Source organism: Acidobacteriota bacterium (assembly GCA_016700075.1).
Lineage (GTDB): Bacteria > Acidobacteriota > Blastocatellia > Pyrinomonadales > Pyrinomonadaceae > OLB17.
This window is the reverse complement of the sequence record CP065000.1, coordinates 1,321,719-1,338,403: the sequence shown is the minus strand read 5'-3', so window position 1 is coordinate 1,338,403 and position 16,685 is coordinate 1,321,719. Positions and strand designations below refer to the sequence as shown.

Sequence of the window (16,685 nt, the reverse complement as noted above, 5' to 3'; positions counted from 1 at the left end):
GTTTTTGAGATGGAAGACATAAGAAAGAGGCTTAAAGACCAGATAGAAGAACTCGAATACGAGTTGAACCACAAACTGCCAAAGGTCATCCAGCACGCACGCGAATTTGGCGACCTCAGCGAAAACGCTGAATACAAGGCGGCGAAAGAGCGGCAGACGTTCGTGCAGGCGCGCGTTAGTTTGCTGCATCAGCGGTTGATGGAGGTCGAGTCGATCGATATTTCGAAGATACCGACCGACCGCATCGCCTACGGTTCGGATGTCGTTCTGTATGATCTGGAACGTGAAGAAAAGATCACTTACAAGCTCGTCACATCGGAGGAAAGTGATCCGGACAACGGGAAGATCTCGACAGTTTCACCGATCGGCCAGGCTTTGATGGGCCGGGAAGAAGGCGACGAGGTCAAGGTAAAAACACCCACGGGCTGGCGAAATTTTGAGGTAGTGCGACTGACGACGATACACGACCAAGCTAAAGATTAGATCAGTTCCGGTGGCCGGTTCGCATTATCATCTGACCACTTTCGAACGACCGCTAACAACTGACATATGTTCGCTGACGGAATAGGACGAGGTGCGATGCGTATCATCAACGCGATGGTGCGCGCCCTTGCAAGTGCCGGAATTCCTCCAAACGTGCTGACAACGATCGGCGTCCTTATCAATCTTGCCTGCGGTATTCTGTTCGGATTTGGCGAGTTCTTTTGGGCGGGCATCGTACTGATCATCGCGAACCTATTCGACATGCTCGACGGAAACGTGGCACGGCTGTCGGGACGCGTGACGCGGTACGGTTCGTTCCTCGATTCGACGCTCGACCGTCTGTCGGACATGGGGGCGTTCTTGGGGATAGTCGTTTTTTATGCCCGCGATGGGGAACAGCATTCGGTCCTGAACGTATTCCTTGCCGGAACAGGCATGATCGCCTCGGTTCTCGTGAGCTACACGACCGCACGCAGTGAAGGACTGGGTGTCAAGGCGAACGTCGGATTCCTGCAGCGGCCCGAACGCGTGGTCCTGCTGATAATCGGAGCCCTTTCGACATGGAACTGGGAATCGCAGCATTTCCTCGCCAACCGCATGCCGCAGGTGCTTTGGGTTTTGGCGATCGGCTCCATGTGGACGCTGGTGCAGAGGATGATCTACATTCGGCGTGAGCTGATGAAAATGGATAAGGAAAACCCGAAGTAATGATGGAATGGCTGGACAGCTTTTGGCAGACCTTGACGCCGGGGAACGTACTTCTCGGCGTCGGGCTTTTTCTGCTGTCGCTCGGCCTCAGCTTTGCCGCTATCGCGGTCGTGATGGTCAAGATACCCAAGAACTATTTCAGCTCGCATTACCAACAGGATTTCATGCCCGACAGCCCGTGGCTGGTCCGCTGGAGTGCGGTCATTCTGAAGAATCTCTTTGGTGTGTTCCTGATCTTGCTTGGGCTGGCACTTTCGCTGCCCGGCGTTCCGGGGCAGGGGCTGCTGACCATTCTTTTGGGCATCATAATGCTGGATATTCCCGGCAAAAGGCCCCTGGAAGCACGCATCATCAAACGCCCTAATGTACTCACAGCGATAAATAAGCTGCGAGCGCGTTTCGACAAACCGCCGCTGATCGTTGATTAAAGATGGGATTTCTGAAAAAGCTCTTTGGCACAAAGGAATTGGACGCTGAGGCGCGCCGGCGTTTTCTGCTCGAGAGCGGAAGGATAACGGACGGCGTGATAATCGACTCGATGACAGACGCCGACGGCAATGAGGTTATCAGCTATTCATACACGCTGAATGGTGTGGACTTTGAGTCGTCAGATATTCTGACGCCGGAGCAGCGCCTGGACCCCATAAAGTACGCCCCGGGAGCTAAGGTCGCAGTCCGGTTCGACCCGCGAAATCAAGGGAATTGTATTGTGGAGTAGAATGCCGACAGGATGCACCGGATGAACACGATGCAGAAACACAGGTCATCCTGAATATCCTTTTCATCTGGTTTGAGTTCATATGTTTTCGAAAGTTCTTATTGCCAACCGGGGCGAGATCGCATGCCGTGTGATGCGTGCGTGCCGCGATATGAATATAGGCACGGTAGCGGTCTATTCTGATGCGGACGCTGATGCTCTGCACGTTCGTATGGCGGACGAGGCGTATCACATCGGGCCGCCGCCGTCATCGGAAAGCTATCTTCGCGGTGAGAGGGTCATCGAGGCCGCAAAGGCCGCGGGAGCCGAAGCGATCCATCCAGGATACGGATTCCTTTCCGAGAACGCCGACTTCGTGCGTCAGGTCACGGCCGAAGGGCTCGTTTTCATCGGCCCTCCACCTGAAGCGATGGAAGGCCTCGGCGGCAAGATGTCGGCACGCAAGATCGCGATCGAAGCGGGCGTACCGATCGTGCCGGGAACGACCGAACCGCTGCGCTCTTTTGAGGAAGCGAAAACTACTGCCGATGAGATCGGCTATCCGGTGATGCTGAAAGCATCGGCAGGCGGCGGCGGAAAGGGAATGCGGCTCGTTTTCGAGGAATCCGAACTCAAGTCCGCGCTCGAAAACGCACAGGCCGAATCGCTGGCGAGCTTTGGCGATGACGCCGTTTACATCGAAAAGGCGGTCGTCCGTCCAAGACACATTGAGATACAGGTGTTCTCTGATACGCACGGAAATCACGTCTATTTGGGTGAACGCGAGTGTTCGATACAGCGGCGTCATCAGAAGGTCATCGAAGAAGCACCGTCGCCGATCAATTCGGCGGAACTCCGCCGCGAAATGGGCGAATGTGCCGTCAAGGTCGCCCGTGCCGTCAATTACGTCGGTGCAGGAACTGTGGAGTTTCTCGTATCTGATGTTGACCGTTCATTCTTTTTTCTCGAGATGAACACCCGGCTTCAGGTCGAGCATCCTGTAACGGAACTCGTCACTGGGCTCGACCTTGTCCGCGAACAAATACGCGTCGCCGCGGGCAAGCCTCTTTCGTTCACGCAGGAAGATGTGACGCTGACCGGGCATGCGATCGAATGCCGTGTGTATGCGGAGGACCCGGACAAGAACTTCATGCCGTCGCCGGGCCGGATCACACGGCTGCGTTTGCCGCACGGTCCGGGCGTTCGCGACGACGGCGGCGTTTACGAGGGAGCCGAGGTTTCGATATATTACGACCCAATGATCTCGAAACTCGCCGTCCACGGCCGTGACCGTGCCGAGGCGATCGACCGTATGCGGCGTGCCCTGCGTGAATATGAGGTCGGCGGCATCAAAACAACGCTTCCGTTCTTTCGCGAGGTAATGGAGGACGAGGAGTTCATTTCCGGCAACCTCGATACAGGGTTCATTCCCCGCTTTAACGAAAGGCACAAGAAGGTCGAAGTGCCGCAAGAACTCTCTGATGCAGCGATCGTTGCGGCCGCTCTCGCGATGGCGTCCGGAAAACCGGATGCGGCTTCGGCTCAGCCTGAGGCAAGCAAATGGGGCGAAGCGGCTCGAACTGCGGCAATGCGAAACCGACTGTAAAGGTGAGGGTGAGATGGAAGAATTATTGACACAGCTATTGGGTAAGAAGATCGACGTGAACTGCAGCACTAATGCATCGTTCCGCGGTGATTGCATCGATGTGAAGAACGGTGTTCTATTCCTTCGTGATGAAGATGACCGTGTCGCCTATGTTGCGATAGACAAGATCGCGGTCGTTCACGAGATCAAGGATGCATCGTCTCGTCCCGGTTTCATCATTTGATCCGGAAAAGAAAAAAGGCTGTCATTTCTGACGGCCTTTATTAATCTCAAAAGAAGTGGCCTTCTATTCGATGGTCGCTGCGGTGTCCGGAACCAAGCGTCGGAAACCGACGATGCGTTTCTCCCAATAGCCTTTGAACGGCGAATATGTGATGCCGCGGCTGGACGACGCGTGGTAAAAACCATTCTCGTCAACTACGATGCCCATATGGCCAAGGCCGTTCAGGAATACCAGCGTACCGTATTTGAACCGCTCGTCGCCGTAAACAGGTTCACTCTGCGACCAAAGCGACCGTGCACTTTGACGAGTGAAGAAGATCCCTGCTTCCTGGAATACGCTCCAGACAAAACCTGAACAATCGTATGTGTTAGGACCGGAGGATCCGTAGCGGTAGGGAATGCCGTAGCGCGATTTGACCGCGTTGTCGATCCGGTTGCTGACCGCGGAATTGTAAACCGCACGCCCCATTGCCGCCATTTGGGCACCGGAACGCATTCCCGTCATCGCCGTCTTCTGAACCGTCGGCTCCCAAGCTGCGTCGTTAGGACGCTGGACACGGATGTCATTCGTCAGAACGGGACGCGATGAAACTGTCGGTTGTACTGTCTCTACTGATTGGGTCGGCGGAAGGTTGGTCGGCTGGCTCGAGTTGGTCCTGACCACTCGGTCACGGCCCTGTGCCTTGGCGTCGGCTGCGAAAAAGGCAAATGCAAGTGCGGCGCAGACCGATGCGAAAATGATTTTTTTAAGATCTTTCAAACTAAACTAAAACTCCGTTTTTTATTTCGGCCGGTGTAGGAGAATGCGGGTGCGGCGATCTGTTCGCCTATTAAAAGAAAACCCGCAAAACACGCCCTATTCCGAAAAATACGGAAAACAAAATCAACAAGGTATCTCTGTATTTTAGGTAAAGCGTGTTTCTGACCAATTAAGAGTATGCCCCATAAGAAATATGAATGCAACTGTCGCGAAAAATTTATGGCATCTATAAGAATATCAAACAAAAAGGCAGAGCCCCTTTCAGGAGCCCCGCCGCCTACTCTACTCCGCCTCGCGTTCCCTAAATTGTCCTATTGGATAAGACAAGAGACGTGCAATCGGAGTGTGCTTCCAGATAAATAAGTTGTTAAGCCGAGAAAGACGTTCCGCAGCCGCAGCCACCGGTCGCATTCGGATTCTCGAACGTAAAGCCGGAGCCCATCATGTTCGACGTATAGTCTATCTGGACACCGTTCAGATACTGCGCCGAAAACATATCGACGAACAGCTTGATGCCGTGCTTGTCGAGAATGAAATCACCCTGACGCGATTCTTCCTCGACATTCAGGCTGTACTGAAAGCCGGAACATCCGCCCGGCACTACACGTACGCGAAGCCCCGCCGTTTCCGGCAGATCGTCTTCGGCATCGATGAACTTCTTGATCTCTACCGCTGCCGCTTCGGTAACGTCCAACTCTACACTCGGTGCTGCAACTGCTGACATAAAAATGATAGCTCCTTTCAAAAAATGAGGACCCGCCAAAGCGAATCCTTACAATAAAATCATCTTTACACACAAAGCCGACAAAAGCAAGCCTTTCTATGTCTAGTCCAGTGCAATAAAATTAACATCCGCAATGTTGTCCACGACCTGGATCACGCGAGTAGGCTGCGGGAATCGGTAGCGGCGAGAGTTTACAGTGATCACGTAATTGCCGACCGCCTCGACCTCATCAAAGCGGAAAAACCCTAGCGTGCCCGTAACGGCACGGCGCACGGTGCCATCCGGAGCGGTAATTGTGACGGTAATGTTCCGAATGCCCGCCCCTCCGGCGGTCGAAACTCGCCCGGTGACAGAAACGAGCGCAGCGGTCGGGCCGAATTCCGGATGCCAGAATCCGCCGGTCAGGCTGAATGCACCGCCGGTTAAAGTGGCGCCTGCTTTCGGCTGGCCCTTTGTGCCGCTTACGCCAAAGGTCCCGCCGGCAGAATCGCCGCCGCCGCCGGCGACAACGCTTCTCGTGATCTCGAAATCGCCGCCCGACTGAGCTGCAGCAGACGAGCACAGCAGAGCAAAGACCACGGTTAATAACGTGATGAAATGTTCTTGTCGCATGGTCAGCCTCCTACTTATCTTTTGCCTTGCATATGGATAATGCGGCGTCTTTAGCACAGATGACGGCCTTTAATTCATCGATCTGCCGCTGCTGCGATTCGATCTGTTTCTGCTGTTCTTTAACTGCGTTCACCAAAACAACTCCGATACGGTCGTATTTCACGCCCTCGACCTCGCCCTTGTCGTTATAGGTCACTAGCAGGGGTTCGATCGCAGCCACATCCTCCGCACTGAGGCCGAGGTCGAGCATACCCGCTTCCTTCCATTCGAACGAGATCGGTTTGAGCCCTTTGACGAGTTCGAGTCCCGGCGAAAAGCCCGCCGCGTTCGTTTTATAACGCATTGATGACGAGCAGGTCGCGATCCGGTTTATTGCATTTCGGCAAAGTGGCGTCGCACCGGCCGCTCCAAGGTCAACAAGAGCAATATCACCATCGACGGTCAGCGTTCCCTTAATGTACGTTGCGCCTTCAACGTGCAATCGGAAACCGGGTGCCGTTGTGCCGATCCCGACATTTGTACTCGCGGTCGCTCCATTAACGCCGTTTATACTTCCGAGGACAATGGAATTGCTCTGTGTGACCGAGGCACGGCTGCCGATCGCCGTTGCATTGTTAATGTTATCTGAAAACTCGGTCTCGAAGCCTAAAGATGAGTTGCCGGTCCCGAATTGATGCCCCTTACCCGCGGATTGGCCGACGAATGTGTTTTGGCCGCCGACCGTGTTGAAACGCCCGGCTGAATCGCCGATAAAGGTGTTTGCACCGCCAATGGTCGTATTGCCCCCCGACAAATATCCGAAGAACGCGTTCAGGCTGCTCGTCGTTGCATTTGCCCCTGCCTGTGCTCCGAAGATCGAGTTTCGGATCGCAAAGGTGCTGTTGTGGCCGGCCTGCATACCGAAATAGCTGTTGTTATCGCCCTGCGAACTGAAACCCGCGAAGTAGCCCGCAAATGTATTGCTGTTGCCAAGTGCCGGGTTTCCCGTGTTGAGTCCGAGTGCAGTATTTGTGGTATTTCCGGCGGCGGCGAAACGTGATCCATTGATCCTGAAATTTGATTGTGTATTTACGTTGCCGCCTCTAAGCTCACCCGCGACGAGGCCAAACCCTGAGATATTGAAACTGGCACCGCCTTGCTGGCTGCCGCTATTCAAAATGACCCCATTGTCGAGCCTAGCTAGGTCAAGCGTGCCGGTCGTAATATTGGACGCATTTAGGTTCGTCAAGCTGCTGCCGTTTGCGGAAAGTGTTCCGGGAATTTGCACAGTATCAAGGTTGCGGCCTATCACAACGGTATTGCTTGTTGAAACTACCGCACCCGAACCGATCGCTGTTGCATAGGTCAAGTTCCCCGCCGAAAGGTCCGCGAGAGCCCCTAACGTCGTATTGAAAGACCCCGAAATGTTCGCAATGCCCGACGTCCGCCCGATAAATGTGTTGTCTGAACCAGACGTTGAAGACCCGCCCGTGCCATTACCGAAAAAGGCGTTGCCGCTGCCGATCGTATTATTAAATCCGGCATTATTGCCGACAAACGTGTTTCCATTTCCGCTCGAATTAGATGCGCCGGAGCCCGAACCAAAGAATGAATTTGCCGAACCGGAAGTTGTAAATCTACCGGAGCTGAACCCAAAGAAGCTGTTATCCTGAAGTGCTCCAAGTGCCGAATTACCGGCAAAACTGCCGACGAATGTGTTCTGAAATCCAACCGAAGGGCTGCCGGTATCGAGGCCGACGCTCAGATTGTCAGTGATCTGCCTCAAAAAACGCTGGCCGGCGGTCCTGTACTCAGGAGAGTCGATACTTCCCGGAGCCATCACACTGTCAGCAGAGCGGCCGAGGACTATCGTGTTATTAGTTGAAACCGAGCTTTCTGCACCGATGGCGGTGGCATACTCCAAGCCGTTCGCCGTCGTATTTGCCAGGGAGCCGATCAGTGTATTATTGGATCCCGTTGTGTTCATGCTCCCGGTGGTCGCTCCGACGAAAGTATTCTGGCTGCCGGACGAATTGCTGGTGCCTGCTGAGGCTCCAACAAATACATTGGAGCTTCCAGTGGTTGAAAACATTCCCGCGGAGCCTCCGAAGAACGAGTTCCCATTGCCGCTGTTATTTGCATCGCCTGCGAATGCCCCGAAAAAGGCGTTCCCGGTTCCGATATTGTTTGATCTACCTGCCCGCGAACCGAAGAAAGAGTTTTGACCGGCGGTGGTCATTTGTCCGGCTGTAAATCCGAAAAAGCTATTGTAATCGCCGGCTATGTTAGCCTCACCGGCCTGCCGGCCTGCGAAAGTATTGAAATTGCCGCCAACGGTCCCAAGACCGCTGTTAAAGCCGATAAATGTATTGCTACTTATCGGGGACCCGAAAAGAACACGGCTTCCCTGTATGTTGAACTGAGTGCCGGCGTTGAAGATATTTGCCGTCCCGGTTCCGCTGATATTGAAATTGCTTGCGGTCTGCGGCCCGGAATCTTGATTTTGTATATAGCTGCCGCTGCCGGGAAGAGGATCGCGGGCGTCGGAAAGCCTTGTGTCACTCGTTACGACATAATCAGCCGCCGGGACGCCGCCGAGTTGGCTCGCATTCGTCGCTGTAGCTGCCGTATCGGCACTGTCCGCGGACATAGACGCGATCGAATACGGCGTTCTCGTAAGTGCCTGCCTGGGCGACAGAAGCGTGAAAGGGTCGGGAGAACCGTTCGGTTTCACGCTGATCTCAACCCAGCCTGCCTGGCCTGATGTGAACGGCACGGCTCCAAAATCCAGCTCGACTGTGAATATCCCGCCGCTTGGTACACTGACGCCGGTCACGATCACCTCGCTGCCGACCTGTGTGCCGCCGGACGCCGCATCATAAAGCCGGAAAGAAATGTCGAAAACTCCGGCAGCAGGAACGCCATTTTGCATCAGCCGTCCCTGATAGGTGATGGCTGTTTGTGCCAGCGCAGATGACGAAAGGAGAAAAAGAAAAGAAGCAAAAACGGTGAGTCTGAAAATTCTCATCATAGGAACCTCCCCAATTGGCTAATTAAGTTGTCGTGAAAACGGAATCAGCTTACTCGAATTCGCAATCTGATGCAATAGAAAAAAGGCCGTCAGCCTTAGGCTGCCGACCGCGATAAAATCAAAATGGTTTGCCGAACCTTACTGCTTACACCGGGCGAGCTGCCACGTCCAGGTGATCGTGGAGCCGTCGCGTCCGGTCACCACCTTCTGCCCGGCAAGGATCTCGCCGGTCTCGTCGGCGTAACGCTCGCCGTAGCGGCCGTCTTCGAGCATGTCGGTCAGCATATGCATACCGTCGCTATACTCATCCCCGGCCTCAGCTTTATCGAGTGGACAGTTGGATTCTTCAACCTCATAAAATGAGCGAATAAGCGTCTTTATTGTTTCGGAGAAGATATTGAGAGCGAGGCTGAAATCCCGCTGCCTGGTGATCACACGTACGTCCGCCGGACCGGAAAACGTCTGCGAATACTTCATCTCGGAGCCTTGGCGAAACTTTACGTTATAGCTGCCTTCGGATGGGCCGCAGCACGGGTCGCCCTCTCTGGTACCGGAAAAAACGTCCGTGTGCAGTCCGTTGACGTAGTAAAGTGCAGGCTTCTGCGCGGTGCCCGCGGCAAGCTCGGCTTTGGTTCGCGGGTTCAGTTCGACGCTTGCATGATCGTATTTCGAGATCTGGCGAAAGCCGTCGCCGGTCGAATTGCCGTTACTGGTCCGCGTGCCTTTTACCGCGATGGATTGCTGTAGGCGTTTCGTGTAAGTGATATTGCCGCCCCAATCCGCTGCGCACGGCTGCCAGTCGCGGACGGGCACGGTAACGCGGAAAGATTTGAGCGGGATCTTTTGAATGAAATCCGCCGCCTGTTCGATGAGACCAATAGGATCGATCACCGGCCCCATGTTCGCCTTGATGATCTTTGGGATATCTTTGGCGGCATCCATCTTTTCAAGCGCCATCGTCGTCCGGAGCCGAACGGTTTTCGGCATTGGGACGACAGGCTCGTTTTCCATGTCCCGCGGCTGCGGCTTTCCGGTCAGCCTTATCGTGCTCTTGCCTGAACTGTTTGTCTTCTGCCGGCTGATGTCGCTTCTTGTGGTGGCGTCCACCCAAACGGGGACGTCCGTGTATCGGGTAATTCCTCTGCCTTCCAATAGCACGGACCATTCGACCGGCACGTCCGCCATCGGGCCGCCGTCGGGAATGCTCAGGTCGATACCTGTCGCCGTGTCGAATGCTTTGGCAACGCAGTTGATGATCTGCGTCCTGGGAAAGTTCATGATGAACTTGACCGATACATCACGCTGCTGCCCCATATTAAAGCCGGACTTCTTAGTACGGATAAGCGGCATCGGCTTTTCTATCTCAAAATCGGCCTTGATGTTCATGAACGCCATGAGCACTTTTGCCCAAGCGAGGGCGGCGCTTGCCACCGAAGATGCTTTAACGGTCTGGCTATTCTGCAGGTCGAGAACATGATTGTAGTCCTTTAATACTCCGCCGTAGGTCGCGACCGTTTCGCCGATCTTTGAACCGGTTTTCCATGCTTTCTTCAGTTCGGCAATGTCGTCGATGACCCCGCATTCTGCCGAAGGCGCTGGCGACCACGATGCGTTTACAAAGAACGACTGCTGCCCCGTCTCTTTGAACGGCCGATAGCGGGCATTTCCCGACGCCGCGCTCAAGATCTCGAACTTCACAAGCAGATCACGCAGCAGCAGACGCTCGACGATCGATGCTTGTATCATGTTCAGCTTTACGTTCGCAGGCGGTGCAGATGCGAGGTCGCCCAGGTCGGGCGTGATGCGGCTCATTTCGGCCAGGAAACCCCACAGGAATTTGATATGTTCGTCGCTCGAATTTCGCATGCCGCGAATATCCGTGAGCATACGGCGGGCAAATTCGTCCGGAGACATCTCGGCGCCGTTGCCTGCGTATAGTTTTGCGAGCTTCGGAACGGATGTCCCGACACCGAGAGTGGCACTGCGCAGCATCCCCGCCACTTCAAAATCAACAAATGCGATATCAATGCCCGGCCCCGAGCGCGGAAGGTAAAGCGGTTTGCCGTTGGTGTCGATGATAGTGAAACCGCCTTTTTGCAGCGCCGCCATCAGTATCGGCAGCGAATCGTCGTCAAACTTCATCACGCGGCGGGCTGCCTCGGCGCCCGACTCGATCGACGGATTCGGGCCGAATACAGCAGCCGGCGGCAGTCCTTTTTCCGGGAAATCCGAAAGCGGATCCGAATCGGATTCGGGTGAAGATTCGGGCATCGGCAGCGAGCTCATCGGCAGAATAGGGCGCTGTGCCGCTGCACCTCCGATGCATGCCAGGAAGATGAGAAAGGTGAGAAAAATGCGAACTCCGCGCATGTTGCCTCCAATGTAGATGGGCGGAAAAACTCCGCTCGGAAGGTGTTATTTTAATTTGGCCAACAGGCCCGGCAATGCCTTTTCGATCGCGGCCTTCACGGCGTCGTTTACAGAGCCCTTGACCTTTTCATTGGCTGACGCGGTGCCGACGACCGTCTTGCCGTCCTGAGCAAATACCGTGATGACGATCTCAGCTTCGGAATCACCCAATTTCGAGGCGTCCGGCGTTCCCGTGACCTTGCCGAAAAGCCCGCCGATCTTTGCTCCGCCGGATTCCTTGGTCTTCTTGATATCAACGGCGATGACGTTCTTGAAATTGCCGGTTGTGAGTTCTGCCTGCGAGGTGACGAGATAGCCCGCCATTCCGGCCGCGGTGAGTTTGTCGGAGATCAATTCACGCATCTGCTGCTGGTCGACCTTTGACGAGCTGCCGGAGAAAAAGTCGATCGCCACCGTCTTGACGCTCTTGGCCTTGCCGTCATCAGTGTCCTTTCCGGAAATACGCGTGATCGCAGTGTTGTCTGCAGGGCCCGTTACGCCGCGCATCAATTCGCTATATGAATCGACCTCGGTAAAATCTTTCGGTGCCTCGAAGAGGGCTTGATCGAGCGTGGCTTTTGAAAGAGCAAGCGTTTCGATGCTGTCAGTCATTGTCTTCTTGCCGTTCTCGAAATATGTAGTGGTTCCTTCGAGCAAGAATCCGGCATTCTGCATATTCTTGTAGATCGGACGCGGACGGCAGCCGGAATCTTCGCCCTGCGGCATAGGCGGCGGGTCGCAGCCTTTAGATTCGAGTGTGAGATCGACGAACCAGCCTTCCTGGACCATCTTGAACGTTTTTGCACCTTCGCAGGAATCAGCCGAAAAAACAGTATCTACTGTGTGTTTGAGCCATCTTGCATTAAGGCCGAACATCTGTTTCCTTTTGCCCGAGTCTTCGACAGCCATATTGAATGTGACTGTGCCGCGGATCTCGACCTTCTTTTTCGGGCGAAGAGCCAGTTTTTCCGGCGGTGCGGCGGACCAGTCGTGATAATCGACGAAAAATGACCTCTTACTGTCGTTCACGACCAGGTCCTGTTTCAGGTCGCATTGAGAAATGTAGGTCAGCGACGGCATCATCTCTGCCATCATTTGCTTGACCATGGGGTCGTCCTCTTCGTCCTTGCCGAGATCGACCTTACTTGTACGCCGAACGCGGACGCCTTTCGCCTGAACGGTCATTTCGAATGACGAACCTTCCATAGTACGCCGCTGGGTGATGGTGTAATCAGCGAATACGAACGAGGTGAAGAACGATGAGATCAAGAGCAGTGAGAAGATCTGTTTTTTTAACATAGTAATGCCCAAAGAGAAGTGTGCGGCTGACCGGACACTGCCAATTGCCATTGCCGGCAGCCAAGTAAAAAAATACGCCTGAGACTAATATCGTCCCAACGGCGTATTTCTGTCAATGAAATTGTTTTGTCGCGGGAGTCCCCTTACGAAGTGCGGCTCATTATCACAAGCTCCGGTTTCATCGCTTCGATCGAGACCTGGCGGGCGACCTCTTCGGCGACTTTGCGGAATGCCGCTGCCTGCGGCGAATCGGGAAATGCCGCAACTACGGGCGTTCCTTTATCTCCGCCTTCTCGGACCTCCATTCCGAGGGGAACCTCACCGAGAAGATTGAGGCCGTATTCGTCGCAGAGTTTTTGTCCGCCGCCTTTGCCAAAGATCTCGTATCTGTTGCCGGTGTCGGGAGCTATGAAATACGACATATTTTCGATAACGCCGAGAACCGGAATGTTAACGGTCTCGAACATCTTCACCGCACGGCGAACGTCCGAAAGCGAAACTTCCTGCGGCGTGGTCACGAGGACCGCACCTTGGACCGGAACGAGCTGTGCGAGCGAAAGCTGCACATCGCCCGTGCCGGGCGGCATATCGACGACAAGATAATCGAGCTCGCCCCAATTCACGTCGGTCAAAAACTGGCGGACGACGCCGTGCAGCATCGGCCCGCGAAGGATCATCGGTTTGTCAGGCGGCACGAGCACCGCCATCGAGATCATCTTGATGCCGTGAGCCTCGATGGGTTTCAATTGACCGTTCTCGACCTCGGGCTGATCGTAGCCCGTGCCGAGCATCAGCGGAACATTCGGCCCGTAAACGTCGGCGTCCATGATGCCGACCTTTGCACCGTCCATCGCGAGAGCGACGGCGAGGTTGACCGCGACCGTCGATTTGCCGACGCCGCCTTTGCCGGACGAGACGGCAATGATGTTCTTCACGCCCGGGATCGCGACGTTATTCGCAATGCCGCGTCCCTGCGGCACTTCAGCGTCCATCGTTACGTTGACACTGGCTACGCCGTCCAGGCTGCTGACTATCTCGCGTGCCTGCGTTTCCATCTCTTCTTTGACGGGGCACGCCGGCGTCGTCAAAACGATGCGGAACGAAACGGCGCCGCCGTCGATCTCGACATCGCGGACAAAACCCAATGTCACGATATCCTTTCGCAGGTCCGGGTCGATGATCGCTTTCAGGGAATCTAGGATTATCTGTTCAGAAATTTGGCTCATTATGAAAAAACGCCCTCGGCGTAATAAAGTATTTTCGTATTGTAACAAAAATGGTTGCGGAAAAATGAACGAAGCCTCGCAAAAAGCATACGAACAGATCCGCTCGGGCGGTTTGGGCTATTACGAAACGCGGCGCGGACTGGTCGCCGTGTGGGGCGGCGAGGCCGTGCAGTTCCTGGACGGGCTGATAACGAACGATGTGAAAACGCTCGGAGACGGTGAACAAATGCTCGCCGCTTTTCCAAATGCACAGGGGCGTTTACTCGCAGTTGTCCGCGTTCGACGCGACGGCGACCGGTTCTTGATAGAGACTGAAGAAGCGACCCGCGAAAAGGTCTTTCAGAATCTGTTTCGCTTTACGTTTGCCGGTGATTTTTTTGTTGAGGACCTTTCGGATCAGTTTCGATATCTTGAGACATTCGGGGCAGAACCGCCTGCGTCAGCGGGCGGCCTTATGTTTGCTGGCAGATCGACGGGATATTTCGCACCTCATGATCGGCCGCTGCCGGACGGACCGATACCGATATCCGACGAGCTTTACGAGACACTGCGGATCGAATCCGGCGTTCCAAAATTCGGCATCGATATGGACGAAACGACCATCGTACCGGAACTCGGGATCGACGGCCTGATCTCTTACAACAAAGGCTGCTACATCGGCCAGGAGATCATCGCCCGCATCCATTTCCGCGGCCATGTGGCAAAACAGTTGACGGGACTTGTGTCAACAGACGGCCTCGGCCCCGGCAATGAATTGACATCACCCGAATGCAAACCCGCCGGCCGCATCACGTCCGTTACTTTCTCGCCTAAGCTCGGTAAGACGATAGCGTTGGCGTACGTGCGTTACGATTTCCTCGCCCCGGGAACAGAACTTCTCGCCGGGGAAACACGAGCCGAGGTCAGCGAACTGCCGTTCGTCCGCTAAAATCATAGTGCTATGGAAAAACTCGACATAGATCTGCCGAACGCAAAACTCGCTTACACGATCATTCAATCGCTACTCGACGGGCACGAGGCCTTGAGCGACCTGCTCGTTGTTATGTCGCACGCGCTCGACGAAGAAACGCTCAAAGCCCTGACAATGACCGGCGAATGGGAAAAATATCTCGAATCAAAACGCAGCCTGGAAGCAGCGCGTGTTCAGATCGAGAAATTCACTGAAATATTGAAAGAAATGGAGGCTGGCAACTGACCACTTGTCATTTGTCACTCTTCACTGAAGCATTCCAATGTACGATCTCGTCATTATAGGAGCCGGGCCGGCAGGGATCGCGGCGGCGTATGAGGCAAACAAGGCCGGCCTCGATTACGTCGTTATCGAAAAAGGCCTGATCGGAAATTCGATCTACAATTATCCCGTTGGCCTTACCGTTTTTTCGACGGTCAACGAACTTGAGATAATTCCCGGCGGACTGAAACCCGCACGCGAAAAGCCGACCCGCGAGGAACTGCTGTCGTACTACGTGCGTTTCGTGCTGGAGAATGATCTGAATATCAGAACGGAAGAGACCGTGCGATCGATAGTTTGCAGAAGCCCGAGCGTCAGCAAGGGCGAAAGCGATGCGTTGAATGTAACGCCCTTGCTTACGCGCGGGCTTCCGCAACGTGTATTTCATGTTGAAACTGATAGCGCGGAATACGAGTGTCAAAGAGTTCTCTTCGCCATCGGAGCGATGGACCGGCCGCGGCGGCTGAACGTTCCCGGCGAAGATCTGCCTCACGTTTTTGACCATTTTCGCGAGACATATCCGTGGGTGAAGAAGAAAGCACTTGTGGTCGGCGGCGGAAATTCGGCGGGCGAGGCGGCGTTGTTTCTCGCTCAGGAAGGCGCCGAGACGACGCTCGCGATATTTCGCGATGATTGGGAAAACAATGATCCAAAACAGGGCTGCATAAAATATTGGGTCAAACAGCCTCTCGAGAACGAGCTGAAAGAGAACTGCCTAAAGCTATTCTTTCTGGGCAAAGTTGTCGAGTTTCGCGAAGGCGAGGTGGAGCTTGAGAGTGAGACGGGCGAACGCGTCATGCTGCCGAATGACGTTGTTTTCGTGCTGATCGGTTCGGATGCCGATCTGACCATGCTGAAAAATTTGGGCGTCGAGACCGAGCAGGGCAAATACGGCGAGGTGCCTGTTTATGATCCTGAGACGTTCGAGACGAATGTTCCCGGCGTTTACGTCGCGGGACACTTCACACACCAACGGCATATAAAAGGCGCGATCGACGCAGGCCGTCAGGTTGTTCAGAAACTGGTCGAGATGAGAGCAGTCGAAACCGGTGCGTAAGTCATCACGTAACCGGCAATGGCGATGAAGTGAAGCACGCTGCCCATCAGGACAAAGACGTGCCAGATAGCGTGGTGGTGTTTGATGCTTTTCCAGCCGAAAAAGATGATGCCCAGCGAATAGCTAAGTCCGCCTGCGAGTGCAAGCAGCATCGGGACGAGCCCGACCGCATTGTAAAGCGGCTCTACGGCAACGAGTCCGGCCCAGCCCATCACAAGGTAAATTGTCGCGGAAACTAACCCTGAGCGGATCTCAAAAACGACCTTGGTCAGTATCCCGACTGCCGCAAAGACCCACGCGAAGATCAACAATCCATAGCCGAGGCTGCCATTCAGCACGATCAGCGCGAACGGCGTATAGCTGCCGGCGATCAGCAGATAGATGCAGCAGTGATCGACGAGCTGTAGAACGGATTTTGCCCGCGGGGTATTCGCACTGTGATAGAGCGTCGAGGCTCCGTAAAGTATGACCAGCGACATCCCGTAAACGACCGCGCTTGCGAAATGCAGCGGGCCGCCGTAATACACGGCAAGCAGCATCAGTAATGCAAAACCGAATACGCTGAGAAGCAGCCCGAAACCATGCGTCAGCGAATTCGCGGCTTCTTCGATGCTCAGCTCTCTCAGTCGGCGTCGTACCAT

Annotated in this window: 17 protein-coding genes; 9 read left to right on the top strand and 8 right to left on the bottom strand. The window is 54.6% G+C overall.

Features of this window, described 5'->3' with window-relative positions:
* The first annotated feature begins 9 nt into the window (after nucleotides 1-9).
* From IPM50_05915 to IPM50_05890, 6 genes are all read left to right on the top strand, one after another.
* Nucleotides 10-483: a transcription elongation factor GreA gene (locus IPM50_05915; protein QQS34111.1), complete on the top strand. Its 474-nt coding sequence runs from the start codon at nucleotides 10-12 to the stop codon at nucleotides 481-483.
* A gap of 66 nt (nucleotides 484-549) precedes the next feature.
* Nucleotides 550-1,191, top strand: coding sequence for a CDP-alcohol phosphatidyltransferase family protein (locus IPM50_05910; GenBank protein ID QQS34110.1), 642 nt, complete (start codon nucleotides 550-552; stop codon nucleotides 1,189-1,191).
* A complete protein-coding gene (locus IPM50_05905; protein QQS34109.1) occupies nucleotides 1,191-1,619 on the top strand; it encodes a hypothetical protein in 429 nt (142 codons plus the stop codon). The genes IPM50_05910 and IPM50_05905 overlap by 1 nt, the downstream gene beginning before the upstream one ends.
* Before the next feature lie 2 nt (nucleotides 1,620-1,621).
* A complete protein-coding gene (locus IPM50_05900) occupies nucleotides 1,622-1,909 on the top strand; it encodes a hypothetical protein (protein ID QQS34108.1) in 288 nt (95 codons plus the stop codon).
* Between the two features lie 82 nt (nucleotides 1,910-1,991).
* A complete protein-coding gene (gene accC / locus IPM50_05895) occupies nucleotides 1,992-3,494 on the top strand; it encodes an acetyl-CoA carboxylase biotin carboxylase subunit (GenBank protein QQS34107.1) in 1,503 nt (500 codons plus the stop codon).
* Between the two features lie 13 nt (nucleotides 3,495-3,507).
* Nucleotides 3,508-3,717, top strand: coding sequence for a hypothetical protein (locus tag IPM50_05890; protein QQS34106.1), 210 nt, complete (start codon nucleotides 3,508-3,510; stop codon nucleotides 3,715-3,717).
* 63 nt (nucleotides 3,718-3,780) lie between these two features.
* Here the strand turns inward: IPM50_05890 and IPM50_05885 are convergent, their stop codons facing one another.
* The 7 genes from IPM50_05885 to IPM50_05855 all read right to left on the bottom strand — a co-directional run bounded on the left by IPM50_05885 (nucleotide 3,781) and on the right by IPM50_05855 (nucleotide 13,756).
* On the bottom strand, nucleotides 3,781-4,476 hold the full coding sequence (locus tag IPM50_05885) for a C40 family peptidase (GenBank protein ID QQS34105.1): 696 nt from the start codon (nucleotides 4,474-4,476) through the stop codon (nucleotides 3,781-3,783).
* 367 nt (nucleotides 4,477-4,843) lie between these two features.
* Nucleotides 4,844-5,200, bottom strand: a complete 357-nt coding sequence (locus IPM50_05880; GenBank protein ID QQS34104.1) for an iron-sulfur cluster assembly accessory protein — start codon at nucleotides 5,198-5,200, stop codon at nucleotides 4,844-4,846.
* A 102-nt stretch (nucleotides 5,201-5,302) separates the two neighbouring features.
* Complete coding sequence (locus tag IPM50_05875; protein ID QQS34103.1) at nucleotides 5,303-5,812, bottom strand: carboxypeptidase regulatory-like domain-containing protein; 510 nt, start codon at nucleotides 5,810-5,812, stop codon at nucleotides 5,303-5,305.
* Nucleotides 5,813-5,822: 10 nt separating this feature from the next.
* A complete protein-coding gene (locus IPM50_05870; protein ID QQS34102.1) occupies nucleotides 5,823-8,822 on the bottom strand; it encodes a tail fiber domain-containing protein in 3,000 nt (999 codons plus the stop codon).
* A gap of 138 nt (nucleotides 8,823-8,960) precedes the next feature.
* On the bottom strand, nucleotides 8,961-11,192 hold the full coding sequence (locus tag IPM50_05865) for a hypothetical protein (GenBank protein ID QQS34101.1): 2,232 nt from the start codon (nucleotides 11,190-11,192) through the stop codon (nucleotides 8,961-8,963).
* Between the two features lie 45 nt (nucleotides 11,193-11,237).
* Nucleotides 11,238-12,530, bottom strand: a complete 1,293-nt coding sequence (locus IPM50_05860) for a hypothetical protein (protein QQS34100.1) — start codon at nucleotides 12,528-12,530, stop codon at nucleotides 11,238-11,240.
* 143 nt (nucleotides 12,531-12,673) lie between these two features.
* Nucleotides 12,674-13,756, bottom strand: a complete 1,083-nt coding sequence (locus IPM50_05855) for an Mrp/NBP35 family ATP-binding protein (protein QQS34099.1) — start codon at nucleotides 13,754-13,756, stop codon at nucleotides 12,674-12,676.
* A 64-nt stretch (nucleotides 13,757-13,820) separates the two neighbouring features.
* Between IPM50_05855 and IPM50_05850 the strand changes: the two genes are divergently transcribed.
* From IPM50_05850 to IPM50_05840, 3 genes are read left to right on the top strand one after another with little or no spacing between them, the layout of a single operon-like run.
* Nucleotides 13,821-14,684, top strand: a complete 864-nt coding sequence (locus IPM50_05850) for a hypothetical protein (GenBank protein QQS34098.1) — start codon at nucleotides 13,821-13,823, stop codon at nucleotides 14,682-14,684.
* A 12-nt stretch (nucleotides 14,685-14,696) separates the two neighbouring features.
* Complete coding sequence (locus IPM50_05845) at nucleotides 14,697-14,951, top strand: hypothetical protein (GenBank protein ID QQS34097.1); 255 nt, start codon at nucleotides 14,697-14,699, stop codon at nucleotides 14,949-14,951.
* Between the two features lie 37 nt (nucleotides 14,952-14,988).
* Nucleotides 14,989-16,044 (top strand): NAD(P)-binding domain-containing protein, encoded by a 1,056-nt coding sequence (locus tag IPM50_05840; protein ID QQS34096.1) that lies wholly within the window; start codon nucleotides 14,989-14,991, stop codon nucleotides 16,042-16,044.
* On the opposite strand, the gene IPM50_05835 is transcribed toward IPM50_05840, so the two are convergent.
* A complete protein-coding gene (locus tag IPM50_05835; protein ID QQS34095.1) occupies nucleotides 16,002-16,685 on the bottom strand; it encodes a hemolysin III family protein in 684 nt (227 codons plus the stop codon). The genes IPM50_05840 and IPM50_05835 overlap by 43 nt on opposite strands.

Coding starts and splice junctions, on each gene's coding strand:
- IPM50_05915 (QQS34111.1), top strand. CDS start 10: ATGGAAGACATAAGAAAGAGGCTTAAAGACCAGATAGAAGAACTCGAA.
- IPM50_05910 (QQS34110.1), top strand. CDS start 550: ATGTTCGCTGACGGAATAGGACGAGGTGCGATGCGTATCATCAACGCG.
- IPM50_05905 (QQS34109.1), top strand. CDS start 1,191: ATGATGGAATGGCTGGACAGCTTTTGGCAGACCTTGACGCCGGGGAAC.
- IPM50_05900 (QQS34108.1), top strand. CDS start 1,622: ATGGGATTTCTGAAAAAGCTCTTTGGCACAAAGGAATTGGACGCTGAG.
- accC (QQS34107.1), top strand. CDS start 1,992: ATGTTTTCGAAAGTTCTTATTGCCAACCGGGGCGAGATCGCATGCCGT.
- IPM50_05890 (QQS34106.1), top strand. CDS start 3,508: ATGGAAGAATTATTGACACAGCTATTGGGTAAGAAGATCGACGTGAAC.
- IPM50_05880 (QQS34104.1), bottom strand. CDS start 5,200: ATGTCAGCAGTTGCAGCACCGAGTGTAGAGTTGGACGTTACCGAAGCG.
- IPM50_05875 (QQS34103.1), bottom strand. CDS start 5,812: ATGCGACAAGAACATTTCATCACGTTATTAACCGTGGTCTTTGCTCTG.
- IPM50_05870 (QQS34102.1), bottom strand. CDS start 8,822: ATGATGAGAATTTTCAGACTCACCGTTTTTGCTTCTTTTCTTTTTCTC.
- IPM50_05865 (QQS34101.1), bottom strand. CDS start 11,192: ATGCGCGGAGTTCGCATTTTTCTCACCTTTCTCATCTTCCTGGCATGC.
- IPM50_05860 (QQS34100.1), bottom strand. CDS start 12,530: ATGTTAAAAAAACAGATCTTCTCACTGCTCTTGATCTCATCGTTCTTC.
- IPM50_05855 (QQS34099.1), bottom strand. CDS start 13,756: ATGAGCCAAATTTCTGAACAGATAATCCTAGATTCCCTGAAAGCGATC.
- IPM50_05850 (QQS34098.1), top strand. CDS start 13,821: ATGAACGAAGCCTCGCAAAAAGCATACGAACAGATCCGCTCGGGCGGT.
- IPM50_05845 (QQS34097.1), top strand. CDS start 14,697: ATGGAAAAACTCGACATAGATCTGCCGAACGCAAAACTCGCTTACACG.
- IPM50_05840 (QQS34096.1), top strand. CDS start 14,989: ATGTACGATCTCGTCATTATAGGAGCCGGGCCGGCAGGGATCGCGGCG.
- IPM50_05835 (QQS34095.1), bottom strand. CDS start 16,685: ATGGTACGACGCCGACTGAGAGAGCTGAGCATCGAAGAAGCCGCGAAT.